26 protein-coding genes and 1 tRNA gene are annotated in these 26,074 nt (G+C 70.5%); 22 read left to right on the forward strand and 5 right to left on the reverse strand.

Going from position 1 to position 26,074, the window contains the following annotated elements:
* Positions 1 to 49: 49 nt before the first annotated feature.
* The 4 genes from CLV30_RS09160 to CLV30_RS09175 all read left to right on the forward strand — a co-directional run bounded on the left by CLV30_RS09160 (position 50) and on the right by CLV30_RS09175 (position 4,267).
* On the forward strand, positions 50 to 1,339 hold the full coding sequence (locus tag CLV30_RS09160) for a hemolysin family protein (RefSeq protein WP_106536895.1): 1,290 nt from the start codon (positions 50 to 52) through the stop codon (positions 1,337 to 1,339).
* A gap of 90 nt (positions 1,340 to 1,429) precedes the next feature.
* On the forward strand, positions 1,430 to 2,437 hold the full coding sequence (gene trpS, locus CLV30_RS09165; protein ID WP_106537027.1) for a tryptophan--tRNA ligase: 1,008 nt from the start codon (positions 1,430 to 1,432) through the stop codon (positions 2,435 to 2,437).
* A 4-nt stretch (positions 2,438 to 2,441) separates the two neighbouring features.
* Positions 2,442 to 2,990: a 2'-5' RNA ligase family protein gene (locus CLV30_RS09170; protein ID WP_106536896.1), complete on the forward strand. Its 549-nt coding sequence runs from the start codon at positions 2,442 to 2,444 to the stop codon at positions 2,988 to 2,990.
* Positions 2,987 to 4,267 carry a YihY/virulence factor BrkB family protein gene (locus CLV30_RS09175; protein WP_106536897.1) on the forward strand — a complete coding sequence of 427 codons (1,281 nt, stop codon included), beginning with the start codon at positions 2,987 to 2,989 and terminating at the stop codon, positions 4,265 to 4,267. The genes CLV30_RS09170 and CLV30_RS09175 overlap by 4 nt, the downstream gene beginning before the upstream one ends.
* Positions 4,268 to 4,353: 86 nt before the next feature.
* Here the strand turns inward: CLV30_RS09175 and CLV30_RS09180 are convergent, their stop codons facing one another.
* Entirely contained in the window at positions 4,354 to 5,565 is a 1,212-nt protein-coding gene (locus tag CLV30_RS09180; RefSeq protein ID WP_165358606.1) for a D-alanyl-D-alanine carboxypeptidase family protein, read from the reverse strand.
* Positions 5,566 to 5,650: 85 nt separating this feature from the next.
* On the reverse strand, positions 5,651 to 6,151 hold the full coding sequence (locus CLV30_RS09185; protein ID WP_106536899.1) for a MarR family winged helix-turn-helix transcriptional regulator: 501 nt from the start codon (positions 6,149 to 6,151) through the stop codon (positions 5,651 to 5,653).
* 95 nt (positions 6,152 to 6,246) lie between these two features.
* Here CLV30_RS09185 and CLV30_RS09190 point away from each other — a divergent pair, with 95 nt between their 5' ends.
* From CLV30_RS09190 to CLV30_RS09200, 3 genes are all read left to right on the forward strand, one after another.
* Entirely contained in the window at positions 6,247 to 7,005 is a 759-nt protein-coding gene (locus CLV30_RS09190; RefSeq protein WP_106536900.1) for a trans-aconitate 2-methyltransferase, read from the forward strand.
* Positions 7,002 to 7,379, forward strand: a complete 378-nt coding sequence (locus tag CLV30_RS09195; protein ID WP_106536901.1) for a VOC family protein — start codon at positions 7,002 to 7,004, stop codon at positions 7,377 to 7,379. The genes CLV30_RS09190 and CLV30_RS09195 overlap by 4 nt, the downstream gene beginning before the upstream one ends.
* Positions 7,380 to 7,468: 89 nt before the next feature.
* Positions 7,469 to 8,506 (forward strand): fatty acid desaturase family protein, encoded by a 1,038-nt coding sequence (locus CLV30_RS09200; RefSeq protein WP_106536902.1) that lies wholly within the window; start codon positions 7,469 to 7,471, stop codon positions 8,504 to 8,506.
* A 33-nt stretch (positions 8,507 to 8,539) separates the two neighbouring features.
* On the opposite strand, the gene CLV30_RS09205 is transcribed toward CLV30_RS09200, so the two are convergent.
* Positions 8,540 to 9,166, reverse strand: coding sequence for a TetR family transcriptional regulator (locus tag CLV30_RS09205; RefSeq protein WP_106537028.1), 627 nt, complete (start codon positions 9,164 to 9,166; stop codon positions 8,540 to 8,542).
* Between the two features lie 82 nt (positions 9,167 to 9,248).
* Positions 9,249 to 10,244, reverse strand: coding sequence for an acyl-CoA desaturase (locus tag CLV30_RS09210; protein ID WP_106536903.1), 996 nt, complete (start codon positions 10,242 to 10,244; stop codon positions 9,249 to 9,251).
* Positions 10,245 to 10,473: 229 nt separating this feature from the next.
* On the opposite strand from CLV30_RS09210, the gene CLV30_RS09215 reads away from it, so the two are divergent.
* The 13 genes from CLV30_RS09215 to CLV30_RS27820 all read left to right on the forward strand — a co-directional run bounded on the left by CLV30_RS09215 (position 10,474) and on the right by CLV30_RS27820 (position 22,514).
* On the forward strand, positions 10,474 to 10,998 hold the full coding sequence (locus tag CLV30_RS09215; protein ID WP_129711001.1) for a hypothetical protein: 525 nt from the start codon (positions 10,474 to 10,476) through the stop codon (positions 10,996 to 10,998).
* A 24-nt stretch (positions 10,999 to 11,022) separates the two neighbouring features.
* A tRNA-Gln gene (locus tag CLV30_RS09220) sits at positions 11,023 to 11,096 on the forward strand.
* A 111-nt stretch (positions 11,097 to 11,207) separates the two neighbouring features.
* Complete coding sequence (gene glmU, locus CLV30_RS09225; protein WP_106537029.1) at positions 11,208 to 12,662, forward strand: bifunctional UDP-N-acetylglucosamine diphosphorylase/glucosamine-1-phosphate N-acetyltransferase GlmU; 1,455 nt, start codon at positions 11,208 to 11,210, stop codon at positions 12,660 to 12,662.
* Positions 12,659 to 13,636 (forward strand): ribose-phosphate diphosphokinase, encoded by a 978-nt coding sequence (locus CLV30_RS09230; protein ID WP_106536905.1) that lies wholly within the window; start codon positions 12,659 to 12,661, stop codon positions 13,634 to 13,636. Before glmU ends, CLV30_RS09230 begins: the two co-directional genes overlap by 4 nt.
* Positions 13,637 to 13,960: 324 nt before the next feature.
* Positions 13,961 to 14,617, forward strand: a complete 657-nt coding sequence (locus CLV30_RS09235; protein WP_106536906.1) for a 50S ribosomal protein L25/general stress protein Ctc — start codon at positions 13,961 to 13,963, stop codon at positions 14,615 to 14,617.
* 34 nt (positions 14,618 to 14,651) lie between these two features.
* Positions 14,652 to 15,236 carry an aminoacyl-tRNA hydrolase gene (pth, locus tag CLV30_RS09240; RefSeq protein WP_106536907.1) on the forward strand — a complete coding sequence of 195 codons (585 nt, stop codon included), beginning with the start codon at positions 14,652 to 14,654 and terminating at the stop codon, positions 15,234 to 15,236.
* Positions 15,237 to 15,511: 275 nt separating this feature from the next.
* On the forward strand, positions 15,512 to 16,894 hold the full coding sequence (locus tag CLV30_RS09245) for a sugar transferase (RefSeq protein ID WP_205740809.1): 1,383 nt from the start codon (positions 15,512 to 15,514) through the stop codon (positions 16,892 to 16,894).
* Positions 16,895 to 16,936: 42 nt separating this feature from the next.
* A complete protein-coding gene (rfbD, locus tag CLV30_RS09250) occupies positions 16,937 to 17,836 on the forward strand; it encodes a dTDP-4-dehydrorhamnose reductase (protein ID WP_106536909.1) in 900 nt (299 codons plus the stop codon).
* Between the two features lie 119 nt (positions 17,837 to 17,955).
* A complete protein-coding gene (locus CLV30_RS09255) occupies positions 17,956 to 18,738 on the forward strand; it encodes a 3'(2'),5'-bisphosphate nucleotidase CysQ (protein ID WP_106536910.1) in 783 nt (260 codons plus the stop codon).
* Positions 18,735 to 19,643 (forward strand): sulfate adenylyltransferase subunit CysD, encoded by a 909-nt coding sequence (cysD, locus tag CLV30_RS09260; RefSeq protein WP_106536911.1) that lies wholly within the window; start codon positions 18,735 to 18,737, stop codon positions 19,641 to 19,643. Before CLV30_RS09255 ends, cysD begins: the two co-directional genes overlap by 4 nt.
* 47 nt (positions 19,644 to 19,690) lie before the next feature.
* Positions 19,691 to 20,971 (forward strand): sulfate adenylyltransferase subunit 1, encoded by a 1,281-nt coding sequence (locus CLV30_RS09265; RefSeq protein ID WP_205740807.1) that lies wholly within the window; start codon positions 19,691 to 19,693, stop codon positions 20,969 to 20,971.
* Positions 20,971 to 21,657 carry an HAD family hydrolase gene (locus CLV30_RS09270; RefSeq protein ID WP_106536913.1) on the forward strand — a complete coding sequence of 229 codons (687 nt, stop codon included), beginning with the start codon at positions 20,971 to 20,973 and terminating at the stop codon, positions 21,655 to 21,657. Before CLV30_RS09265 ends, CLV30_RS09270 begins: the two co-directional genes overlap by 1 nt.
* A 179-nt stretch (positions 21,658 to 21,836) precedes the next feature.
* Positions 21,837 to 22,514, forward strand: coding sequence for a trypsin-like peptidase domain-containing protein (locus CLV30_RS27820; protein WP_425323596.1), 678 nt, complete (start codon positions 21,837 to 21,839; stop codon positions 22,512 to 22,514).
* Here CLV30_RS27820 and CLV30_RS09280 read toward each other — a convergent pair.
* The gene (locus tag CLV30_RS09280; protein ID WP_165358603.1) at positions 22,411 to 23,574 is read right to left on the reverse strand and encodes a nucleotidyltransferase domain-containing protein; all 1,164 of its coding nucleotides are present in this window, start codon (positions 23,572 to 23,574) and stop codon (positions 22,411 to 22,413) included. The two genes, CLV30_RS27820 and CLV30_RS09280, sit on opposite strands and share 104 nt — an antisense overlap.
* A 229-nt stretch (positions 23,575 to 23,803) precedes the next feature.
* Between CLV30_RS09280 and CLV30_RS09285 the strand changes: the two genes are divergently transcribed.
* The gene (locus tag CLV30_RS09285) at positions 23,804 to 24,832 is read left to right on the forward strand and encodes an NAD-dependent epimerase/dehydratase family protein (protein WP_240723296.1); all 1,029 of its coding nucleotides are present in this window, start codon (positions 23,804 to 23,806) and stop codon (positions 24,830 to 24,832) included.
* 2 nt (positions 24,833 to 24,834) lie between these two features.
* On the forward strand, positions 24,835 to 26,058 hold the full coding sequence (locus tag CLV30_RS09290; RefSeq protein WP_106537031.1) for a methyltransferase domain-containing protein: 1,224 nt from the start codon (positions 24,835 to 24,837) through the stop codon (positions 26,056 to 26,058).
* Positions 26,059 to 26,074: the final 16 nt, after the last annotated feature.

The following is a 26,074-nucleotide window of genomic DNA, read 5'->3' on the forward strand; positions in this document are numbered from 1 at the left end:
CAATGGGTGATACCAGCGCCGACCCTTGTGATACGCCGGGGCGGCAGCCGTGAACCAGGGGACCCTGCTCAACGTCGGGCTGGTGCTGCTGTTCATCCTGATCGGCGGTCTGTTCGCCGCGACCGAGATCGCCCTCGTGTCGCTGCGCGAGAGCCAGCTCGGCCAGCTCGGGCACAAGGGCAGGCGCGGAGAGCGCGTGGCGCGGCTGGCGCACAACCCCAACCGGTTCCTCTCCGCGGTGCAGATCGGGGTCACCGTCGCCGGGTTCTTCTCCGCCGCGTACGGGGCGTCGACGCTGGCGCCCGATCTCGCGCCGGTGCTGGAGGACTGGGGTCTGCCCGAGGGCGCCGCGTCGACGGTCGCGTTCATCGGGATGACGCTGTTCATCGCCTACCTGTCCCTGGTGCTCGGCGAGCTGGTGCCGAAGAGACTCGCCCTGCAGCGCGCGGCCGGTGTCTCACTGCTGGTGGCGCCGCCGCTCGACCGGTTCGCGACGCTCATGCGCCCGGTGATCTGGCTGCTGTCGAAGTCCACGGACGTCGTCGTCCGGCTGCTGGGCGGCGACCCGTCGGCGCAGCGTGAGGAGATGAGCGAGGACGAGCTGCGCCAGCTGGTCTCCGGGCACGAGAGCCTGGGTGAGGAGGAGCGCCGCATCGTCGAGGACGTGTTCTCCGTCGGCGACCGGCAGGTGCGCGAGGTGATGCGGCCGCGTACCGAGGTCGACTTCCTCGAGGCCGACCTGCCGGTGTTCAAGGCCGTCAACCGGGCGTCGAGCATGCCGCACTCGCGCTATCCGGTGGTCGGGGCATCGGCCGACGACGTGGTCGGGTTCGTGCACGTCCGCGACCTGTTCGAGCCGGAGATGTCCCGCCGCAGCATCCGGGTCGGCGATCTGGCGCGCGACGTTCTGGTGCTGCCCGGGACGAAGCGGGTGCTGCCGGCGATGACGGAGATGCGCCGCGAGGGCTCGCACCTCGCCGTCGTCGTCGACGAGTACGGCGGGACCGCCGGCATCGTCACGCTGGAGGACCTGGTCGAAGAGCTGGTCGGCGACATCAAGGACGAGTACGACACCGACGAGCAGGACGCCTCGGCGGTCATCGACGGCGTCGTCGACCTGGACGGTCTCACCAACATCGACGACTTCGCCGACCAGACCGGTGTCCGGCTGCCGGAGGGACCGTACGAGACCGCCGCCGGGTACGTCGTGGCGCGGCTGGGACGGCTGCCGGTCGTCGGCGACACGGTCGACCACGGCGGGATCCGGATCGAGGTCCTGGCGGTCGAAGGCAGGCGCGCGGCGCGCGTGCGGGTGCTGCCGGCGGAACCGGGTGGCTGAGCCGGTTGCGGATCCGGTTCCGGCTGTGTTCACGGTGTTCGGGATGATCTCGGCGCGCGCGCCGGAAGGAAGGCTGTCAGAATGGGCGCCATGACGCCACAACGCCCCCGCGTGTTCTCCGGCATGCAACCGACCAACGCGTCGTTGCACCTCGGCAACTACCTGGGGGCGCTGCGGGAGTGGGCGAGGTTGCAGGACGACCACGACGCGGTCTACTGCGTGGTCGACCTGCACGCCATCACCGCTGGTCATGACCCCGAGCAGATGCTGCATCGCACCCGGGTGACGGCCGCGCAGTACCTCGCCGGTGGCATCGACCCGGACCGCAGCACGTTGTTCGTGCAGAGCCACGTCCCCGAACACACCCAGCTCGCCTGGGTGCTCAGCTGCATCACCGGGTTCGGCGAGGCCGGCCGGATGACCCAGTTCAAGGACAAGTCCGCGCGCTCCGGAACCGAGAGCACCACCGTCGGGTTGTTCACCTATCCGGTGCTGCAGGCCGCCGACATCCTGCTCTACAACACCGACCGCGTCCCCGTCGGCGAGGACCAGCGCCAGCACATCGAGCTGACCCGCAACCTGGCCGGACGGTTCAACTCCCGGTTCGGTGACACGTTCGTGCTGCCCGAGCCGTACATCCCCGAAGCGACGGCGAAGATCTACGACCTGCAGGACCCCACGGCGAAGATGAGCAAGAGCGTCGCCGGGTCCGGGCTGATCGAGCTGCTGGAGTCCCCGAAGACCATCGAGAAGCGGATCAAGAGCGCGGTCACCGACACCGGACGCGAGGTCGTCGTCGACGCCGAGAACAAACCGGGCGTCACCAACCTGATCACCATTCTGTCCGCGTTCGGCGACCGGCCCGTCGAGCGGATCGAACAGGACTTCGCCGGGCGCGGCTACGGGGACCTGAAGAAGGAGGTCGCCGCTGCTGTCCTCGACATCGTCGTGCCGTTCCAGCGGCGGGTGCACGAGTTGCTGGACGACCCGGCCGAACTCGACTCGGTGCTGGCCCGAGGCGCGGCGAAGGCACGCGACGTCGCCGGTCCGACCCTCGAGACGGTGTACCGACGCGTCGGGTTCCTGACCGCCCGGTGACGTCGTGACGACTCCCACAGCCCACGGCCGGACCATCGGCGTGGCCGTGCCGATCCCGGAGCCGTACGGGTCGGAGTTACAGGACTGGCGGCGCGCCTTTGGCGATCCGCTGGCCGACGCGATCCCCGCGCACATCACGCTGCTCCCGCCGACGGAGATCGACGACGCGGACCGGTCGATCGTGCACACCCACCTCAAGGAGATCGCCTCGCGGTTCGCGCCGTTCCGTGTCCACCTGCGGGGTACGGCGACGTTCCTGCCCGTCTCGCCGGTCGTGTTCGTGGCGCTCGCGCAGGGCATCTCGGGGTGCGAGCGGCTGTCGCAGGCCATCAGGACCGGGCCGCTCGACGTCGAGCTGTCGTTCCCGTACCACCCGCACGTGACCGTGGCCCATCACGTCTCCGAGGAGGCCATGGACAACGCGTTCGACACGCTCGCCGGCTACGACGCCGGGTTCGACGTGTCCGCGTTCAGTCTCTACGAGCACGGAGCCGACGGTTTCTGGCGGCGTGAGCGCGATTTCGAGCTCACCGGGAAGGGCACCCGGGTGTGATCACCTGGTTCCGTCGCTGGTGGCAGCGGCTGCAACGGGTGTGGCAGCGGCTGCGACGCATCTGGGAGCGGCTCGAGCCGACGCTGCCGGTGCGCAGCTGGCAGCGCTACGGCGACCTGCGCGGCGACCGGCTGGCCGGCGCGGCGAGCTTCTACGGTTTCGTGTCGCTGTTCCCGCTGGTGCTGCTCGCGGCGTCGGCGGCCAGTGCGGTCGCGGGCCAGGCGGGCATCGAGACGGTGCAGGACCTCGTCAACGAGAATCTCCCCGGGTTCGGCAGCGAGTCCGAGTCCGGCATCGACGTGTCGAGCTTCCACCGCAACTCCGGCACGTTGGGTCTCATCAGCGGTGTCGGTCTGCTCTACACCGGGATGCGCTGGGTGGACTCCATCCGGGCCGCCGTCCGGTCGATGTGGCTCATCGAGGACAAGCCGGGCAACATCGTCGTCCGGAAGACGTTCGACCTGCTCGCCCTGGGCGGGCTCGGCGTACTGCTGACACTGTCGTGGGGCACGAGCGTCATCCTGCGCCGGATGGCCCGCGACCTGGTCGACTGGTTCGGGATCGAGGGTCTCGGCGAGGCCGGAACCCTCGAGGCGATCAGCTGGGTGCTGTCCATCGGGGTCAACACGCTGCTCTTCTCGTATCTGCTGGCCGGGTTGCCGCGGATCATCGTGCCGGCGCGCAACCTGCTGCTGACGGCTCTGCTGGGCGCGTTCGCCTTCGAGGTGCTCAAGACGTTCCTGGTGGAGTACGTGGTCGGGCCCGCGTCCAACAGCGCCTACGCCGCGTTCGCGACGCCGCTGGCGATGCTGGCGTGGATCTACCTCGTCACCCGGCTGCTGATGCTGCTGGCGGCGTTGACCGTCGAGAGCGCGCTCGACGAACTCGAGGCCGAGGAACGGGCGAAGGGGATGCACTCGGAACGGCTCGCCAGCGCGGAGCGTGCCGGCACCGACCGCAGACGGGCCCGGGCGGGCGCCGGTGCGGGGACGCCGGCGGCTGGCGCGGTCACCGAGGGTGGTGCGGGTGCCGAGGGTGGTATGGGCGCCGGGGGTGGCGCAGGTGCCGAGGGTGCCGCGGGCGCCGGGGAAGAGGCGGGCGGCCGGCCGCGTCCGGCGGCTCGCGGGCCGGTCCTGGAGCCGACCGCACGGCAGGCCCGCGCCGTCGGGATGGCCGCGGGAACCGTCCTTGGAGCCGCTGGCGTGGGACTGACACTGCTTGCGGGACGCGCCGCCCGGACCGCTCGGGCGGTCTTCGGCCCGCGTTCCGGCGACTGACCGTCCATCACCAGGACTGTGCACGCATCACGAGGGCTGTACGGGTGGTGACGCATGGAATTCCATGGTGAACGTGGTCATTCCGGTCAGCGGCGGGGGGCGTAGCGGCCGCTGCCGCGGCGGGCGTTGCGGCGCCGGACGACGAAACCCGCGCCGCCGAACGCGGCCGCCGCCGCGAGGCTGAACCAGACCACGCTGGGTACGCCGTCGGACGTCCCGCCGGGACTGCTCAACGCGTCGCCGTACTCGTCGAACGGATTGCCGGCGGGATCCTCGCCCTCCTGCTCGGCGTCGGCGACCATCGCCGCGACGTCCTCGGTGCTCACCAGCCGGCCGACGGGTTCGGCCGTGGACGCGCCGAAGCCCCAGTCCAGCAACGCTGCCGCGGCGTTCTCGGCACGTCCCCCGGTTCCGAGGACGACGGCGAGCAGGGTCCGCCCGTCGCGGGTCGCGGCGCCGACGAAGGTGTGTCCCGCCTGCGACGTGTAGCCGGTCTTCAGGCCCACCGCGCCCTTGTAACTGCCGAGCAGCCGGTTCTGGTTCTGGATCTGGAACGTCGCGCCGTCGCGCCCGGGGAAGTCGTAGTTACGGGTGCGCGCCAGTTCGGCGAGCCGCTCGTGCTCCAGCACGTGCCGGCCGATGAGCGCGAGGTCGTAGGCCGAGGTGACCTGGCCGGGCACGTCGAGCCCGTGTGGCGTCAGCGCGTTCGTGTCGAAGGCGCCGAGCCGCTGCGCCTGCTCGTTCATCAGCTCGAGGGTGGTGCCGACGCCGCCGGCAGCCACGGCGATGGCGTGCGCCGCGTCGTTGCCGGAGGCGAGCAGGAGCCCGTGCTGCAGTTCGTCGACCGTGTACTCCTGGGCGGGGACGAGGCCGACCCGGCTGCCCTGCACCTCCGCGTCGGCTGCGGTGACGGTGTAGTGCTGCTCGGGCTCGAGGACCGGGGCCGTGGCCAGCGCGGTGAGCAGCTTGATGGTGCTGGCCGGCGCGCGGCGCGCGTGCGGGCTGTACGCGCCCAGGACGTCACCGGAGTCGGTCTCGGCCACCAGCCAGGCTCGCGCGTCGACCGTCGGCACCGGAGCCGTACCGTCGCCGGCCAGCACCGCGCCGGCCGTGGCCAGTGTTTCGCCGCCGACAGTGTGGTCGACGGGTGAGCCGGGTGGGGGCTCCAGGACGGTGGGGCTGCCGGACGGCGACGGCGTGCGTGTGACCGTGGGTGGTGGAACGGCCGGCGCGGTGGCCACCGCGGTCGTCACCGTGACCGTGGCCGGGCCCGCGGCGAGGAACGCCAACGCGGCCACCGGCAGAACCCTGCTCCGGCAGCCTGGACGGCGACGCGACACGGAACGCATGATCGCTCTTCAGCGTAGCCACCGCCGGCCCGGGTCAGGCGGGCGCATCGTCGAACGGGCGGACGAGTGTCCGCAGCATTCCGGACAGAAGCTCCCGTTCGGGACCGTCCAGGTCGGCCAGCAGGCTGCGTTCGTGCGCCAGCAGCCCTTCGAGCGCGGCGTCGACGGAGGTCTTGCCGAGCTCGGTCAGGCTCACTCGGACGGCGCGCCGGTCGTCGGCGTCGCGCCGGCGACTGACCAGCCCGCGCCCGGTCAGTTTGTCGACGCGAGTGGTCATGGTGCCGCTGGTGACCAGGGTCTGGGCGAGCAGGACTCCGGGCGAGAGCTCGTACGGAGACCCCGCGCGACGCAACGCCGCGAGAACGTCGAACTCCCACGGTTCGAGGCCGTGCTCGGCGAAGGCCGCTCGTCGTGCCCGGTCGAGGTGTCGCGCGAGCCTGCTGACGCGGGACAGTACCGCCATGGGCGTGACGTCGAGGTCGGGCCGCTCGCGCTGCCACGCCTGGATCAACCGGTCGACCTCGTCCTGCGCCATGGCACGACTCTACGGCCTCGCGCAAGCATCTTGACATCAAGAGGACTCGCTTGATACTCATTTATCTTGTCTTCAAGATATCGGAGGGCTGGCCGATGTGGGACCCGGTTCGCTACCTGCAGTTCGCCCACCACCGTGACCGGCCGTTCCACGAGCTGACGGCCCGGGTGGGCGCCACCGAGACAACCGAGATCGTCGACCTCGGCTGCGGTCCGGGAACACTGACGTCCGCGCTGGCCGCACGGTGGCCCGGTGCGCACGTCGTCGGTGTGGACTCGTCGGCGGAGATGATCGCCGCGACGCCGGACGACGGGGCCGTCGAGTTCGTCCATGCCGACCTGCGCTCCTACACGCCACAGCGGCCGGTGGACGTGCTGGTGTGCAACGCCACCCTGCAGTGGGTCCCGGGTCACCTGGACCTGCTGCCCGACCTCGCCGGGCACCTCGCCGCCGACGGCTGGCTGGCGTTCCAGGTGCCGGGCAACTTCGGCGAACCCGCACACGTCCTCCTGCGCGAGCTGGCCGCGTCGTCCCGCTGGAGCGGCCGGCTCGACATCACCTGGCCGTCCGCGCACCAGCCGTCCGAGTATCTCGACGCCTTGCTCGGTCTCGGCCTCGAGGCCGACGTCTGGGAGACCACGTACCTGCAGGTGCTCGCGGGCGAGGACGCCGTCTTGGAGTGGATGAGCGGCACGGCGTTGCGCCCGGTGCTCGCCGCGCTCGCCGCCGACGGGGCCGACCAGTTCGTCGAGGAGTACCGCCGGCTGCTGCGCGCGGCGTACCCGCGCGGGCCTCACGGCACCCTGCTGCCGTACCGCCGGGTCTTCGCCGTCGCGCACCGGAACCGCGCATGATCGCCGGGCTGCATCACGTGCAGGTGGCCTGTCCGCCCGGTGGCGAACAGGCGGCTCGCGGCTTCTACGGCGACCTGCTCGGCATGACCGAGGTGGCCAAGCCCGCCGCGCTGGCCGCTCGCGGCGGCGTCTGGTTCCGATCCGGAACGGCCGAAGTGCACGTCGGCATCGAGGAGCCGTTCCGGCCGGCCGAGAAGGCACATCCGGCGTTCACCGTCGCCGGCGTGGACGGTCTGGACGCGGTGTGCGCACGGTTGCGTTCCGCCGGCGTCCCGGCAGCGCCGGACACGCTGCTGCCCGGACACCGGCGCGCGTACGTCCACGACCCGTTCGGCAACCGCCTCGAGCTCCTCGAACCGCTCGGACCGGAGTAGGTCCTCCACGCAGGTGGTGCCAGCCCCAGCAGCGACCCGGGGGGTGGCCGGATTTCGGCTCCGGCCGGCTTGCACTCAGACTCGACGGCATGTCTGCACAGGATGCCTCCACGCTGGACGGGTCGCGGAGCCGTCGCGGCGGAAGTGATTTCGCCGCACTGGCCAGGCGCATCAACGCCGAGGGACTGCTCGACCGTCGCCCCGGCTACTACGTCGCGCGCTTCACCCTCGTCGCCGCGGCCTACGCGGCCGCGTGGGCCGCGCTCGCGGTGCTCGGCGACACCTGGTGGACGCTCGTCGTCGCCGTGGTGCTCGGCGTGGCGTTCGCCCAGGTGGCACTGGTCGCCCACGACCTGGCCCACCGCCAGGTGTTCCGCACGCGCAAGCCCAGCGAGATCGCGGGCCGGATCGTCGGCAACGTCGGCATCGGCATGTCCTATGGCTGGTGGATGGACAAGCACACCAGGCACCACGCCAACCCGAACCACGAGGAGCTCGACCCCGACGTCGCCCCCGACATCCTGGTGTGGTCCGAGCGCCAGGCCGAGAACGCCGGCGGCCTGGCCCGGTTCTTCGGCCGACGTCAGGCATTCCTGTTCTTCCCGCTGCTGACACTGGAAGGGTTCAACCTGCACGTCTCGAGCGTCCGCGCCACGTTGAATCCGGCGACGAAACGGCGTCACCTCGAGCTCGCGCTGCTGCTGGTGCACTTCGCGGGATACCTGGGCGCGCTGTTCCTGGTGCTGTCACCGGCGAAGGCGATCGTGTTCCTGCTGCTCAACCAGGCCGTCTTCGGCGTGTACCTCGGGTGCACGTTCGCGCCGAACCACAAGGGCATGCCGACGCTGACGGCCGAGGACGAGCTGGACTACCTGCGCAAGCAGGTGCTGACCTCGCGCAACGTCCGCGGCGGGCCGATGATGGACGTCGCGCTCGGCGGGCTGAACTACCAGATCGAGCACCACCTGTTCCCGAGCATGCCGACGCCGAACCTGCGCCGGGCCAAGCCGATCGTCGAGCAGTACTGCGCCGACGTCGGAGTCACCTACCAGGAGACCGGGCTGGTGGAGTCGTACCGGATCGCGCTGCGGCACATGCACGACGTCGGCGAGCCGCTGCGCGCGTGAATGATCACTCACCGCTCGCCGAGGCGGCGAACGTCACGCCGGCTGATCCGTGCCGGGCGCGTCCTGGTCGTCGCCGAGCCGCGGGTGGTGTTCCAGGCCGGCGAGTCCGTTCCACGCGAGGTTGACGAGGTGGGCGGCGACGTCGGCCTTCGCCGGCGACCGCACGTCCAGCCACCACTGTCCGGTCAGTGCGACCATGCCCACCAGCATCTGGGCGTACATCGGGGCGTGCTCGGCGGCCAGGCCGCGGGAGGTGAACTCGGCGGCGAGGATGTGCTCGACCTGGCTGGCGGCGTCCGAGATCAGGCTGGCGAAACTGCCGGTGGAGTGCGCCACCGGGGAGTCGCGGACGAGGATGCGGAATCCGTCGGCCGAGGTCTCGATGTAGTCGAGCAACGCGAGCGCGGCGCGCTCGAGGACCACCCGCGGATGGGTCGCCGAGCCCAGTGCCGTCGTGATCCGTTCGAGCAGCTCCTCCATCTCGCGGTCGACGACGACGGCGTACAGGCCCTCTTTGCCGCCGAAGTGCTCGTACACCACCGGTTTGGACACGCCGCCGCGAGCGGCCACCTCTTCGATCGAGGCGCCGTCGAAGCCCCGCTCGGCGAACAACGTACGTCCGACGTCGAGGAGCTGTTCGCGTCGTTGCTTTCCGGTCATCCGTACCCGGCTGGGCGTGGCGCGCGGCCTGGGAGCGACGTCGGTCACCCGCCCATCATGCACGCCGGGCGCCCGTACGTCGTCATGGTGCGATCAGTGTCGATTCACCGCCGTAATCGTCCACCTTCTTCGCCTCGATCCGCTCGGCGCTGGGCCAGCGGACGTCCCACGCCCAGCCGAGCCTCTCGAACGCCCAGATGATGCGCGCCGACGAGTCGATCTGGCCTTTGAGAACGCCGTGCCGTGCGCACGTGGGGTCGGCGTGGTGCAGGTTGTGCCAGGACTCGCCCATCGACAGCAGCGCCAGCCACCAGACGTTGCCGGACTTGTCGCGGCTCTCGAACGGGCGCTCGCCGATCGCGTGGCAGATCGAGTTGATGGACCAGGTGACGTGGTGCAACAAGCCGACGCGCACGAGCGTGGCCCAGAAGAACGCCGTCAACGCGCCGTGCCAGGACCACGTGGCCAAACCGCCGATGATCGGCGGCAGCAGCAGCGACAGCGCCACCCACAGCGGGAACAGCTTGCTGACGCGGCGGATGTCGTCGTCCTTGATCAGATCTGGCGCGAACTTGCGCTGATCGGTCTGCTCGACGTCGAACATCCAGCCCATGTGGGCGAAGAACATCCCTTTGAGCAGCGCGGGGATGGTGTCGCCGTAGCGCCACGGCGAGTGCGGGTCGCCGTCCTTGTCAGCGAACTTGTGGTGCCTGCGATGGTCGGCCACCCAGCGGATGACGGGCCCTTCGATGGCCATGCTGCCGGCGACGGCCAGGCCGACCTTGGTGCCCCGGTTGGCCTTGAACGCCCGGTGCGTGAAGTGCCGGTGGAAGCCGACGGTGATGCCGTGCCCGGAGATGGCGTAGAACACGACCGCCAGGACCACGTCGAGCCAGCTCAGATAGCCACCCATCCAGGCGACCGGGACCGCGGCGAGCAGCGCGATGAACGGCACCGCGATGAAGACGCCGAGAGTGATCCGTTCGCCCATGGACTGGGTGTCCTCGGAGAGCGTGCCCTGCGGCAGCTCGTCCGGTGCGGACGGAGTGCGAGCCGTGGTGGTGTCCGTGGGAGCCATGGAGTCTCCGTCGTTAGGGATACCTTCCTTACGCTACCGTAACCTACGATGCCGTAGGTCGCATAGGCCGGATTTGCGGGCATCCGGATCCGAGCCGATCGCCCAGCTGTCACCTGATCGCTCGGCGGTCACCTGATCGTCGATCCTGCACCTGATCACCGGATGCGTGGCGATCAGGTGCAGAACGGGTGGGCCCTTCGGCGCATCGTGTCACCTGATCATGTCCGCGATGCGGACGCCGGATGATCAGGTGACACATCGCCGATCAGGCGGCTCCGATGGTCACCTGATCGTTCTCGCGCCGCCCGCGCATGCGGCCGACGTTGCCGGCACCGGCTGGCAGTGTTCGGGCATGGGCGGAGTGCAGTTCAGCGGCGATGCTGAGCTGGCCGAGCGTGTTCGGGCGCTGCGCACCGCGGGGGCGACCTGTGCGCAGATCAAGGCGGAGCTGCACGTCGGCGCGAGCACGATCAGTCGCCTCCTCGGGGTGTACGGCAAGGGCCGTGCCAGGCCGCGAGTCCCGACGGCTCACGAGAACGCGCCCGGGCGTTACGCCGGGACGGCTGGTCGGCGCCCGGGATCGCCCGTGGCCGGCCTGGTCAAGAGAACGACGTGGCAGCTCACCAAAGGCATCGCCTGGACGCCGGGTTCGGACGGTGCGAGTCGGCGAGCCGAAGCCGGTCGGGTCAACTGGCGCCGGGAGCGGGCCAGGCGAGCGGTGGAACGCGAACGGCGGGAGGTGAGTGCACCGTGACACAATGAGGATTCGAAACTCCCATCCCGGGTTGTGTAATGGCAGCACAGCTGGTTTTGGTCCAGCTAGTAGAGGTTCGATCCCTCTCCCGGGAGCCATGGTTCGAATCCTCGCCGGCCGGGTGGCTGTGGAGGCTGAAGTTCTCGGCGGCCGCCCAGCGGGGTATCGTCGTGCCCGGTCCCGCCATCCAAGCCGAGGAGCACGAACGCGTGACTACGCGCCCGGCCGCCGTCGTTGTTCTCGCTGCCGGCGAGGGCACCCGGATGAAGTCATCGACGCCCAAGGTTCTGCACGAGCTCGCGGGGCGCTCCCTCGTGGGCCATGCCGTCGCGGCTGTCCAGGAGCTCGAGCCGGACCACCTGACGGTGGTCATCGGGCACGGACGTGACCAGGTCGCGGCCCATCTCGGGCAGACCCCCGGGGTCGCGACGGTGGTCCAGGAGCAGCAGCTCGGCACCGGCCACGCCGTGCAGGTCGCGCTCGGCGCGCTGCCCGATCTCGACGGTGTGGTCGTCGTCACCTACGGCGACGTCCCGCTGCTCACCGGCGCCACTCTGCACGAGCTGGTCGACGCGCACACCGCGGACGCCAACGCGGTCACCGTGCTGACCGCCGACGTCGCCGACCCCACCGGCTACGGCCGGATCCTCCGTGACGACGAGGGCGCCGTGCGCGGCATCGTCGAGCACAAGGACGCTTCGGCGGAGGTCCGAGCCATCACCGAGATCAACTCCGGGATCTACGCGTTCGACGCCGCTGTGCTGCGGTCCGCGCTGGGGCAGCTGACCACGGACAACTCGCAGGGCGAGCTGTACCTGACGGACGTGCTGGGCATCGCCCGCTCCGAAGGCCGCCGTGTCGGCGCGTTCGTCACCGACGACCCCTGGCAGACCGAGGGCGTCAACGACCGCGTGCAACTCGCCACGATGACCCGCGAGCTGAACCGTCGCGTCACCGAGCGGTGGATGCGCGCGGGAGTCACCATGGTCGACCCGGCCACCACCTGGATCGACGCCACCGTCACTCTGGAGCAGGACGTCGTGCTGCGCCCCGGCGTTCAGCTGCACGGCAGCACGCACGTCGGCGCCGGGGCCGAGGTGGGCCCGGACAGCACGTTGCGCGACGTGACGGTCGGCGCCGACGCGTCGGTCGTGCGCTCGCACCTGGTCGGTGCCGAGGTCGCAGCATCGGCCAGTGTCGGCCCGTTCAGCTACCTACGCCCCGGCGCGGTAATCGACGAGCGCGCGAAGGCGGGCGCCTTCGTCGAGATCAAGGCGTCGTCCGTCGGCGAGGGGGCGAAGGTGCCCCACCTGTCGTACGTCGGCGACGCCACCATCGGTGCGGGCGTGAACATCGGCGCCGGCACCATCGTCGCGAACTACGACGGCGTCGCCAAGCACCACACCACCGTGGGCCGGCACACCTTCGTCGGTAGCGACTCGGTGCTGGTGGCTCCGGTCGAGTTGGCCGACGGCAGTTACGTCGCGGCCGGCTCCACCGTGACGGCTGGCACCGAACCGGGAGAGCTGGCCGTGGCACGGGCACGGCAGCGCAACGTCGACGGTTGGGTCGCTCGCCGCCGCGCGGGTACTGCGACAGCCGAGGCAGCACACGCCGCACAGCAGCGTGCCGGCGACGATCACGTCGAGGGGGAATCGGTGTGAGTGGGATCCGGGCGACCGGTACGAAGACCCTGATGCTGTTCGGGGGACGCGCCCACCCCGAACTGAACGCTGAGGTCGCCGATCATCTCGGTGTCGGTCTGGTGCCGAGCAAGACGCACAACTTCGCCAACGGCGAGGTCTACGTCCGCTTCGACGAGAGCGTCCGCGGCAGCGACGCCTTCGTCATCCAGAGCCACACGGCGCCGATCAACGAATGGATCATGGAGCAGCTGATCATGGTCGATGCGCTCAAGCGGGCGTCGGCCAAGCAGATCACCGTGGTCATGCCGTTCTACGGCTACGCGCGCCAGGACAAGAAGCACCGCGGCCGCGAGCCGATCTCCGCACGGCTGGTCGCCGACATGTTCCAGACGGCCGGGGCCGACCGGTTGATGGCCGTCGACCTGCACACCGCCCAGATCCAGGGCTTCTTCGACGGCCCGGTGGACCACCTGTGGGCGCTGCCCATCCTGGCCGACCACGTCGCCGCACAGCACGATCCGGCGAACATGACCATCGTCTCGCCGGACGCCGGCCGGGTGCGGGTGGCCGACGTTTGGGCCGACCGGCTCGGCACGCCGCTGGCGATCATCCACAAGCGCCGCGACCCGAACGTCGCCAACAAGGTCAAGGTGCACGAGGTCGTCGGCGACGTCGAAGGGCGCACCTGCCTGCTCGTCGACGACATGATCGACACCGCCGGCACCATCACGCAGGCCGCCGAGGCGCTGCTGGCCAACGGCGCGGCGGGTGTCCTCGTCGCGGCGACGCACGCGGTGCTGTCGGGGCCTGCGGTCGACCGGCTGAAGAACTCCGGCATCAGCGAGGTCATCGTCACGAACACGCTGCCCATCCCGGAGGAGCGCCGGTTCGACAAGCTGACGGTGCTCTCGATCGCCCCGCTGGTGGCTCGCGCGATCCACGAGGTGTTCGAGGAGGGCTCGGTCACCAGCCTGTTCAACGGCAACGCGTAGGAGGGGGTGGCGGCCGCGCGGACGGGGAAGCCTGCCCCGCCCGCGGCTCGTACCTCGCCGATGCCCGAGCCGAGCCCTGGCAGGCTCCCCCGTCCACACAACCGCGCGATCGCCGGGCACCGAGCCTGCCCGGAACGCCGCCCGTCGACCAGGCGGGGTGGTTTCACTTTGCGGCGGGGTGACCGCTAAACTTCTGTGGTTGCCTCGGCGAGGGCGCCGTCCATGACGGTTCCGTGATCGACGCGGTGCGCAGTCGGTGCGCGCGCCTTTCGCCGGAGCCCGACGTGTCGCCTGATCGCCCACCGCCTTTCGAGGAGTACCACCGTGTCCGATGTCAAGATCGCCGCCGAGCTGCGCACCGAGTTCGGCAAGGGCGCCGCGCGCCGCCTTCGCCGCTCCGAGAAGGTTCCCGCGGTCCTCTACGGCCACGGCACGGACCCCGTCCACCTCTCGCTGCCGGGCCACGACACGATGCTCGCGATGAAGACCGCGAACGTCCTGATCAACCTCGACATCCAGGGTCGAAAGAGTGAGCTGGCGCTGCCGAAGCACGTGCAGCGCGACCCGCTGAAGGGCTTCATCGAGCACGTCGACCTGTTGCTGGTCAAGCGCGGCGAGAAGGTCACCGTCGACATCCCCGTCGTCGTCACCGGCGACGCCGCGCCCGGCACCATGGTCAGCCTCGAGAACACGACGGTTTCCGTCGAGGCCGAGGCGACACACCTGCCCGAGTCCATCGAGGTCTCCGTCGACGAGCTCGAAGAGGGCACCCAGATCCACGCGAAGGACCTGGTGCTGGCGAGCGGCTCCACGCTCGCCGCGGACGAGGAACTGCTGATCGTCAACATCACCGCGACGCCGACCGAGGCCGACCTCGAGGCGGAGGAGCCCACCGAGGAAGCCGCCGAGGCGGGCGCGGCCGAAGAGGGCGAAGAGGCCGCCGCCGAGGGTGGCGAGGAGTCCTCCTCCGAAGAGTCCTGAACGTACACCGCGTGACGGGCCGGAGGCCGGGTGAATGTCGGACGCGACGTGGATCGTCGTCGGCTTGGGCAACCCCGGCCCGTCGTATGCGGGTACGCGGCACAACGTCGGCGCGATGGTGGTCGAGCTGCTGGCGGCGCGGTGTGACGCGAAGCTGAAGGCGCAGCGGCGCAACCGCGCCGACGTGGCCGAGGTGCGCATCGGCGCGGTTCCGGGTTCGCGGGCGGTGCTGGCGGTGCCGCGCTCGTACATGAACGAGTCAGGCGGGCCGGTCGCGCGGTTGGCGGCGTTCTACTCGGTTCCGCCCGAGCGGCTGTTGATCGCGCACGACGAGCTCGACCTGCCGTTCGGCGCGGTCCGTCTCAAACGCGGTGGCGGCGACAACGGCCACAACGGTCTGCGCTCGGTGCGCTCGGCGGTCGGATCGGGCGACTACTGCCGGCTGCGTATCGGCATCGGCCGACCGCCCGGCCGGACGGATCCGGCCGCGTACGTTCTGAAGCCGTTCTCGGCTGCCGAGCGTCGTGATCTCGACACCGAGATCGACCGGGCCGCGGATGCGGCCGAGGCGGTCGTCGTGGACGGTTTGACGTACGCGCAGAATCACTACAACGGCTGATTCCGCACGCGACTATCGGGATTGTCGAGAATTCCCGGCCGGATTCCCTCTGGCCCGCTGTGCTCCCTCGACGTATAGTCTCCGCATGTTCTTCGGCTCGGTGACGAGCCGGTGGGGGGTATCGGAGCCTTGGGGGGGCCATGGCTACGGTCGGTTTTTCGTCTACGAGTGCGCGCGCCCGGAATCGGCGTGGACATTCTCTGCATGACCGCCGGGGAAGTGGCGGCCGGTCCGATCCACCGGACCACCGCCGCCCGTTCCGGCGGCGCTCGGCGGTGGCCGTCGGCGACGTGCTGACGGCCACGGTCGCCGCTGCTGCGGTGTGGCCGTTTCCGAGCCGCCCGCACCTGCTCGCGGTGTGTGCGCTCGCGGTCTCGTGGCCGCTGGTGGCTGCGGCGCTGGCGCGGCGTGGCGACCGCTTCCTGAGCGCGACGCGTCCCGGTACGGGAGTCGTGCAGGCGCTGACGGTCCTGGTGGCGGCGGTCGCGATCGCTGGTTCGCTGGCGGGTGCGCAGCTGCTCGGCGGATGGCTCGTGGCGGCCGCGGCGATCCTGTTGTGCGGGTCGCTGCTGGTCCGGTTCCTGGTGGCGCGCCGGGTGCGCACGCTGCGGCGGCGGGGTGTCCCGGGTGCGCGGACCATCGTCGTCGGGACGTCGTCCGCGCTGTCGGGTGTGATCGATCGGCTGGCCGGTGACGACGACCAAGTGCTGACGGTGGTCGGTGCGTGTGTCGAGGGCGCCGACGGCGTCGTCGTCGACACGTTCCCCGTCGGAGGACCGATCGCCGCCGACGGCGCCACTCTCGCGTTGCCGTCGGCCCGCTCGCCGGTCGACACCGTCCGGGCCGCCGCGGTGGAGTCGGGTGCGCAGGTGGTCTGCGTCGCTCCCGGATCCGGGTTCACCGGTGAGCGGCTGCGGGAGCTGGGCTGGGCGCTCGAGGGCACCGGAGCGGTGCTGACGGCGGAGCTGGGACTGGCCGACGTGGCGGCGCACCGGACGCGCGTCGGTCAGGCCGGCGCGAGCACGCTGCTCCAGGTGTGCGAGGTCCGCTTCGCCGGTGCCCGGTGGGTGGCGAAGTCGGTGGTCGATCGCACCCTGGCGGCCGTCGGGCTGGCGTTGCTGTTTCCGCTGTTCGCCGCCGTGGCTCTCGCCGTCCGGGCGTCCGGGCCGGGGCCGGTGCTGTACCGGCAGGTCCGGGTGGGGCGCGAGGGCCTGCTGTTCACGATGCTGAAGTTCCGGACGATGCACACCGACGCCGATCGACGGCGCGACGAGCTGCTGGCGTCGGCCGACGGGGCGGGTCCCATGTTCAAGATGCGCGACGATCCGAGGATCACCCGGGTCGGCCGGGTGCTGCGCAAGTACTCGCTGGACGAGCTGCCGCAGTTGGTCAACGTGTTGCGCGGTGAGATGTCGCTGGTCGGTCCCAGGCCGCCGCTGCCGGAGGAGGTCGCCGAATACACCACGGTGGAGCGCCGCCGGCTGCGTGCGATCCCGGGGATGACCGGGCTGTGGCAGGTCAGCGGCCGGTCCAACCTGACGTGGGACGAGACCGTCCGGCTCGACCTGCGCTACGTCGACAACTGGTCCCTCGGCGAAGACGCCCGACTGCTCGGCCGCACGGCCGGCGCGGTGCTCAAGGGGACCGGCGCGTACTGACACAGCTCCGAGCGCCTTCGACGGACCGGGAAGGGAGCCGAGGTGCCGACATGGCTGGTGACCGGGGCCGAGGGCATGCTGGGGCGCGAGTTGGTGGCGTTGCTGCACGGAGTCGGCGAACCCGTGGTGCCCACCTCGCGTGCCGTCCTCGACGTCACCGAGGCCCGCGCGGTCGACGCGGCGGTGTCGAGCATCGTGCGTACGGCCGGTGGCGAGTCGCAGGTGCGCGCCATCGTCGTCAACCTCGCCGCGTGGACCGACGTCGATGCCGCCGAGGTCGACGAGCCAGGTGCCCGGCTCGTCAACGTCACGGGAGCAGCGAACGTGGCCCGGGCGTGCCGCCGGGCCGGTGCTCGCATGATCCAGTTGTCCACGGACTACGTGTTCGACGGGGAGAGCGATCAGCCGTACGCCGAGGACGCGCCGGTGGCGCCGGCGACGGCGTACGGGCGGACGAAGGTCGAGGCCGAACGCGAAGTCACCGACGCGCTGCCGGACACCGGCGTCGTGCTCCGGACCGGCTGGCTGTACGGCGTGCACGGGCCGAACTTCGTGCGCACGATGGTGCGTATGTCCGACGAGCGCCCGTACGTCGATGTCGTGAACGATCAGCGCGGACAGCCGACGTGGGCGTTCGATCTGGCGGAACGGATCGTTGACGTCGGGCGGCTGCTGGACGCGTCCGGGATCGCCGGTGTCCTGCATGCGACGAACTCGGGGTCGACGACATGGTACGGGCTGGCCAGGGCGGTCTTCGCCGAGCGTGGGCTCGACCCGGACCGGGTGCGGCCGGTGGGCAGCGACCGGATGCCCCGGCTGACGCCACGCCCCGCGTACTCGGTCCTGGGACACGACCGGTGGGCCCGGATCGGCCTGGCGCCGATGCGGCCGTGGCGTACCGCACTGGCGGCAGCGGCCCCGACTGTGCTGTCCGGCGATTGAACCGCGGGGCGGGACACGTACTATGGCTGGGATCCAGTTGTCCCGAATGTTGAGCACGGTTCGGCGGCAACGGGGCGGGAACCTAATGTGGGGTGCTTGATGCGCCCCGGAGGAGAGTTGTGACCCAGGCCGACGCGATCTTGGCCGCCCGTCTCGCACACGAGGCGGGCGAACTGCTGCGGACTTTGCGCCGTGAGCACGGACCCGGTGACGGCGGGCGGGAACTGCGCGACGCGGGTGACCGCGCCGCGCAGCGTTACCTGTCCGAGGCGCTCGCGGCCGAGCGTCCGGACGACGCCGTGCTGAGCGAGGAAGCCGCCGACGACGAGGCGCGGCTCGAGGCTGATCGGGTGTGGATCGTCGACCCGCTCGACGGCACCCGGGAGTTCGCCGAAGGGCGTGCCGATTGGGCGGTGCACGTGGCGCTGTGGGCTGGTGGACGGCTGGCCGCGGGAGCGGTGGCGCTGCCGGGCCTCGGTACCACCGTGACGTCCGACCCGCCGCCGCAGCTGCCGCAGCGCACGTCCGGTGTCCCGCGCATCGCCGTCAGCCGCAGCCGTCCGCCCGAGGTCGCCGAGCGAGCCGCTCGGGAGCTGTCGGCCGAGCTCGTCCCGATGGGCTCGGCCGGGTACAAGGCCACGGCGGTCGTCCGCGGCGAGGTCGACGCCTACGTGCACGCCGGCGGGCAGTACGAGTGGGACTCCGCCGCTCCGGCCGCCGTGGCGCTGGCCGCGGGGGTGCACGCGAGCCGCCTCGACGGTTCCCCGCTGCAGTACAACAACGCCGACACCTACCTCCCCGATCTGCTCGTGGCCCGACCGGAGCTCGCCGAGGCGCTGCTCGCGGCCGTGTCCGGCCCGGAGGCCGACCCGATTCCCGCCGTCCCGAGGTCCGCACGATGACGACGCACGAATACCAGCTCACCCAGCTCGACGTCCTCGAGTCCGAGGCCATTCACATCTTCCGTGAGGTGGCCGCCGAGCTCGAACGTCCGGTCCTGCTGTTCTCCGGCGGCAAGGACTCGATCGTGATGCTGCGCCTGGCCGAGAAGGCCTTCTGGCCGGCGCCGATCCCGTTCCCGGTCATGCACGTCGACACCGGGCACAACTTCCCCGAGGTGATTCAGTTCCGCGACCAGCGCGTCGCCGAGCTGGGGGTGAACCTCGTGGTCGCCTCGGTTCCCGAGGCCATCGAGCGCGGGCTGGTGGCCGAGGAGCCGAACGGCTCGCGTAACCGGATTCAGACGCCCGTCCTGCTCGACGCGATCGAGAAGCATCGCTTCACGGCGCTGTTCGGCGGCGCCCGGCGCGACGAGGAGAAGGCCCGGGCTAAGGAGCGGGTGTTCTCGTTCCGTGACGACTTCGGCCAGTGGGACCCGAAGAACCAGCGCCCCGAGCTGTGGAACCTGTACAACGGGCGGATCCACCTCGGCGAGAGCATCCGCGTCTTCCCACTGTCCAACTGGACCGAGCTGGACGTCTGGCAGTACATCGCGCGCGAGAAGATCGCGGTCCCGGCCATCTACTACGCGCACGACCGCGAGGTGTTCGAGCGCGACGGCATGCTGTTCGGCGTGAACGAGTTCTGCCGCCCGCGCGACGACGAGCCGACGTTCACCGCCCGGGTCCGTTACCGCACGGTCGGTGACGCGTCGTTGACGGCGGCGGTGCGTTCGGACGCCGACACCATCGAGAAGATCCTCGGCGAGGTCGCCGCGACCCGCGTGACCGAGCGCGGCGCCACCCGCGGTGACGACCGGGTGAGCGAGGCCGCGATGGAGGACCGGAAGAAGGAAGGCTACTTCTAGATGGATCCCCGGACCCGCCGCACGATACGTACTTGGGAGCACACAGCGTGACCGCGACGACGCCCACCGAGGCCAACGCCGGCCTGCTGCGGTTCGCCACCGCCGGCTCGGTCGACGACGGCAAGAGCACCCTGATCGGGCGGCTGCTCTTCGATTCGAAGTCGATCTTCACCGACCAGCTCGAGAGTGTCGAACGCACCAGTCAGCAGCGGGGTGACGAGTACACCAACCTCGCGCTGCTGACCGACGGGCTGCGGTCCGAGCGTGAGCAGGGCATCACCATCGACGTGGCCTACCGCTACTTCGCGACGCCGCGGCGCACGTTCATCATCGCCGACACGCCCGGGCACGTGCAGTACACCCGCAACATGGTCACCGGTGCGTCTACCGCCGACCTGGCCATCGTGCTGGTCGACGCGCGTAAGGGGCTGGTCGAGCAGAGCCGCCGGCACGCGTTCATCGTCTCGTTGCTGCGGGTTCCGCACCTGGTGCTGGCGGTCAACAAGATGGATCTGGTCGACTGGTCGCAGGAGGTCTTCGACGAGATCCATCGCGACTTCACCGCCTTCGCCACCAAGCTGGACATCCCGGATCTGACGGCGGTGCCGATCTCGGCGCTGCAGGGCGACAACATCGTCTCCCGTTCCGAGAACATGCCCTGGTACGAGGGGTCGTCGCTGCTGCACCATCTCGAGAACGTGCACATCGCCAGCGACCGCAACCTGGTCGACGTGCGGCTGCCGGTGCAGTACGTCATCCGGCCGCAGTCCATGCAGCACGCCGACTACCGCGCCTACGCCGGTCAGGTGGCCGGCGGCGTGTTGAAGCCCGGCGACGAAGTCATGGTGCTGCCCAGCGGTCTCACCACGAAGATCACCTCCATCGACACCGCCGACGGGCCGGTGGAGGAGGCGTTCCCGCCGATGTCGGTGACCGTCCGACTCGAGGACGAGATCGACGTCTCGCGCGGTGACATGATCTGCCGGCCGCACAACCAGCCGTTCGTGGCGCAGGACATCGACGCGATGGTCAGCTGGATGACCGACGCACCGCTCGTGCCGGGACAGAAGCTTGCGATCAAGCACACCACCCGGTCGGCACGGACAGTGGTCAAGGACATCCAGTACCGGCTGGACGTCAACACCCTGCACCGTGACGACGATGCCGGTGAGCTGGGGCTCAACGACATCGGCCGGGTCCGGCTGCGCACCACCGTCCCGCTGCTGGCCGACGAGTACCGTCGGAACCGGATCACCGGCGGGTTCATCCTGGTCGACGAGACCACGCATCGCACCGTCGGCGCCGGGATGATCACGTCGGCCGGCTGATGCAGGCACGGGCGCACGTCGTCTGGGACTGGAACGGCACGCTGTTCGACGATTTCGACATCACCGTGCGCGCGGCGAGCGCCGCGTGCGTCGAGATCGGCGCGGGCCCGGTGGACCACGACACGTATCGGCGGTCGTTCACCCGCCCGGTACGGTCGTTCTACGAACGGTTGATCGGTCGCGGACTCGTCGACGACGAGTGGCACGCGCTCGCCGAGGTCTACCACGCGCACTACCGCCGGCTGCTTCCGAACGCCCGGCTGCGCGGTGAGGCGGTGGACGTGCTCGCCCGGCTGGCCGACGCGGGCGTCACGCAGTCGCTGCTGTCCATGAGCGAGCACGACGAGCTGCTCGAGATCGTCGGGGCACACGGCATCGGCGAGACGTTCCTGGTGGTCGAGGGCGCGCACCCGGAGACACGCGCGGCCAGCAAGCACGAGGCGCTGCGCCGGCACGTGGCCGGGCTCGAGCAGTACCGCGGCATGCCGGTGCGTGCCGAGGACGTCGTGCTCATCGGCGACACACTCGACGACAGCGAAGCGGCCGCGTCGGTCGGCGCGGCGTGTGTGCTGCTCGCGGACGGTTCCTACGACCCGGCGCACGCGAGCGAGCGTGGCCTGGCCGTGGAGGCGGACCTGGTCGCGGCGGCCGAAAGCGGTCTCCGGTTGGTTGCCGCTCCCGAGTAGGGGCACCGAGCAGCGCCCGCGTGCTCGGCCTAGGCGCTGATGACCTGCGGCTCGTAGAGCTCGCAGGCGGTGCGGACGAACGTCGCCGTCGACGCCGCCCGCGCGGCTTCAGGCCAGGCGATCGCGATCGTGTACGGGCTCGCATCGACGACGGGCCGGAGAGCGACGTCGGAGCGCGGGTGCCGCTCGGCCAGCGAGGCCGGAACGAGCGCGACGGCTTGGCCCAAGGCCACGACCTCGAACAGTTGCGTGGCGTCGCTGACCGCCGGACCGACGACGTCGTCGGCCGTCCGCTCGCGGCCGGACCAGTACGCCCGCTCGGTGGGAGTCTCGTCCGGCCAGCGTGGTGTCGGCAGTCCCTCGGCGGCCGGGCCCGGTTCGACATCGCCGCGTTGCGAGTCGACGACTCCGGCCTGCCCCCGCTGCACTCGCGCGACGGTCTCGCCGAGGCGCGGGTCGGGGATCATGCGCTTGCGGTGGGCGCGGACGAGGCCGTGGCCGTGGGATCGATCGAGGCTCTGGACGATCCTGCCACGGTGACCGGCGGTTCCGAGGTCGCGGTCGTACGGACCGATGCAGACGTGCCACCGTCCAGCGTGGGCGGCCCGCTGGTCAACGACCGGGGCGAGGTGCTCGGCGTCCTCACGGTCACGGATGCGGGCACGGGGGCGGCCGTTCCGGTCGACGTCGCACGGGACGCCGCCCTGGGCATCGTGCGCGCCGAGTCGGCCTGGTCGTCGCGGACGGGCGGCGTCATGAAACAGCCTCGGCATGTACTTCGACCATGCGCAGGTAGGTCTCGAGCGCGTCGCGGTCGGCCGGTCGCCGGTCGGCCGGTGTGGGTGCGCGGTCGCTGATGCCCATGCGTCCGGTCAGGCCACGTGCGCTGCGTCGGACGATGGCCGTCGACGTTCGGCCGCTGGTCGACCTGGATGACCGAGCCACCAGCCGTGCCAGCGACGACTCCCGGCGCACGCTCGACACCGGCGCGAGGCGGTCGACGGTGCCGCTGACGACGCGCAACCCGGCGGTAATGCCCAGGTCGTGGGTGAGCCCCTTTGGCAGGGGAGTGCCAAGCAGCGCACGGGCCCGCGCGAGCACGATGCCCAGCGCCGGTCCGGCGCCCCAGCTGTGTGCCCGGTCGACGAGCTCGTCCCAGTCGGCGATGCGCCGGGCGAGCTGGTCGACGTCGAGGAGCAGCAACATCCGGTGTGCCCCGGTCAGCGCCGCGTGCAGCGCGACGTGCGCGACGGTGTCGACGGGGTCGAGCGTCCAGGTCGAGGCGCCGCCGACGGGAACCCGGACGCGGCGGTCGAGCAACTCGTCGGTGCGGACGGTGAACTCTCGCCGGGTGGACGCCATGTTGATCACCGACCAATGCAGGTCGAGCAGGGTGCCGTGCGGACCGACCCAGTGCATCTCGCCCGGCGTGTCCGGATTGGCGAGCATGTCGTCGTAGTCGGCGACCTCCCAGCCGGCGTCCAGGAGTCGCGCTGATGCTGTGCGCAGTGACGACGGCGAGATCAGCACGTCCACGTCGGTGTAGCTGCGCAACCCCGGCGCCGGGTGTGCGTGCTCGGACAGTATCGGGCCTTTGAACGTCGCCCAGCCGATGTCGCCGAGGACGCGGCCGAGGTCGTCGAGCGCCAGGGTGGCGGCGAGATGGCGGCCCATGGCAGCGTCGCGGTCCGGCTTGAGCAGCGCAGCCAGCGGTGGATCACCCGAGCGCAGCAGGACGTGGGCCAGTGGAGCGACCCGGTGGTGCCGGACGGCGCCGCGGAACTCCCGCCGGACGGCGCTGTCGTCGGGCAGTTCGGGTGCCCGGCCTCGGCAGATGTCCCTGACAGCGGTCGAGATCGCGCGGCGGGACCGTAGCGAGGTGACACCCGGTGGCGGGCGCCGAGCGGAACGTGCCATGTGCCCCCCAGCATCATGAGACCGGGCAGCCCCTCGCCGCCGCGGCCGATCCCTCATCGTAGACCGATATCTCGAATGTGCAGTGTTGATGACAATGCAGAATGGTTCGCTGAGGTATCGACGCAATCGTGGACTACGGGTAGATTCCTCGCAGAGATTGTTCTCCGGGCGGGGGGTCCGGAGTTCTGCGGGGCACACGGTGCCTTGGGGGGCAATGATGCGTGTACTCGTGACGGGCGACCGTGGCTATATCGGCGCGGTGCTGGTTCCGTTCTTCCGCCGAGCCGGCCACGACGTCGCCGGGCTGGACGTCGGCTGGTACGACGGCTGCGACTTCGGGACCTACGATCCGGGTGGGTCGAGCCGCGACGGCGACGTCCGTGACGTGGCGCCGGAGGACCTCGAGGGCTTCGACGCGGTCGTGCACCTCGCGGCCGTCTCGAACGACCCGATCGGCCATCTGAACCCGGACGCCACGCGCGCGGTCAACGCCGTGGGACCGGTGCACACGGCGCGTGTAGCCAAGCAGGCGGGGGTGTCCCGGTTCCTGTTCTCGTCGTCGTGCTCGCTGTACGGTGCCGCGGGGACCACGACGGTGGCCGAGGACGCCCCGTTCAACCCGGTCACGCCGTACGGCGAGAGCAAAGTCGTGGCCGAGCGGGAGCTCACGGCGCTGGCCGACGACAGCTTCAGCCCGACATACCTGCGCAACGCCACCGCCTACGGCTCGTCGCCGCGGCTGCGCGCCGACATCGTCGTCAACAACCTCACCGGAACCGCACACACCCGCGGTGAGGTACGGCTGCAAAGCGACGGGTCGCCGTGGCGGCCACTGGTGCACATCGAGGACATCTCGCGTGCGTTCCTCGCCGCGCTGGAGGCTCCCCGTGAGGTCGTGCACGATCAGGCGTTCAACGTGGGACGGGACGAGGACGTGCTGCAGATCCGGGACGTCGCTGTTCAGGTATCGCAGCTCATGGACGTACCGGTGACCTTCGCGGACAGCGCGGGGCCGGACCAGCGAGATTACCGCGTGGACTTCGCCAAGATCACCGAGCTGTTGCCGGCGTTCCGGCCGGCGTGGACCGTCGCGGACGGCATCCGTGAGCTGGCCGGCGACTTCGCTCGGCTCGGGCTGGCGGCCGAGGACTTCGAAGGCGCCCGGTTCGTCCGGCTGGCGCGCATCCGCAACCTGCTCGACACGGGACGGTTGGACGACGAGCTGCGGCTGCGTGAGCCGGCCGGGACGTCGCGATGAGCCTGCCCACCTGCCGGCTCTGTGCGGCCGAGCTGACACGCACCTTCGTCGACCTGGGTATGTCGCCTCCGTGCGAGGCGATCCTGGACGCCGACCAGATCGACGGCGGCGAGACGTTCTATCCGCTGCACGTCCGAGTGTGCCCGTCCTGTCTGCTGGTGCAGCTGCCGGCTTACATTCCGGCCGAAGAGATCTTCAGCCATTACGCGTACTTCTCGTCGTACAGCGACTCGTGGGTGGCCCACGCGCGCACGTTCGTCGACCGTGCCGTGCAGCGGCGTGGTCTCGGTTCCGGCTCGTTCGTGGTGGAGGTGGCCAGCAACGACGGCTACCTGCTGCGGCACGTCCGCGACCGCGGTATCCGCTGTCTGGGCGTCGAACCGGCCGCGAACGTCGCGCAGGCGGCGCTGGACGACGGCATCGACACCGAGATCTGCTTCCTCGGCGAGGAGACCGGCGCCGGCATCGCGGCGCGGCACGGCCGGGCCGACCTCGTCGTCGCCAACAACGTCTTCGCGCACGTGCCGGACATCGTCGACTTCGCCCGCGGGCTGCGCGCACTGCTGAGCGACGACGGCTGCGTCACCATCGAGATCCCGCACCTGCTGCGGCTGGTCGAGGGCCGCGAGTACGACACGATCTACCATGAGCACTACTCCTACCTCTCGCTGCTCACCACGGCGCGGGTACTCGCCGAAGCCGGGTTGACGGTCGTCGACGTGGACGAACTGCCCACGCACGGCGGGTCGCTGCGCACCTGGTCGGTGCCGGCCGAGTCGGCCGGCGAGCCCACCGCTGCGGTACGCAAGGTGCTGGACGACGAAGCCGCCGCCGGGTTGCACACGCTGGACGGCCACGCAGGGTTCGGCGCGGCGGTCGCCGAGGTCCGCAACGAGCTCGTCGAGTTCCTGATCGAATGCTCACGCAAAGGGGCCACGGTCGCGGGCTACGGCGCGCCGGGTAAGGGAAACACGCTGCTCAATCACTGCGGTGTCCGGCAGGACCTGCTGTCGTTCACGGTGGACCGCAACCCGTTCAAGCACGGCAAGTTCCTGCCGGGGACGCACATCCCGGTGCATCCGGTGGAGCGTCTCGCCGAGGAACGGCCCGACTACGTGCTGATCCTGCCGTGGAACCTGCGGGCCGAGATCGCCGAGCAGCTGTCGTACGTCCGCGACTGGGGTGGGCGGCTCGTCGTGCCGCTGCCCGCACTGGACGTGTTCTGAGTTCGCGTCATCCGGG

This window comes from Haloactinopolyspora alba (genome assembly GCF_003014555.1).
GTDB classification, from domain to species: domain Bacteria; phylum Actinomycetota; class Actinomycetes; order Jiangellales; family Jiangellaceae; genus Haloactinopolyspora; species Haloactinopolyspora alba.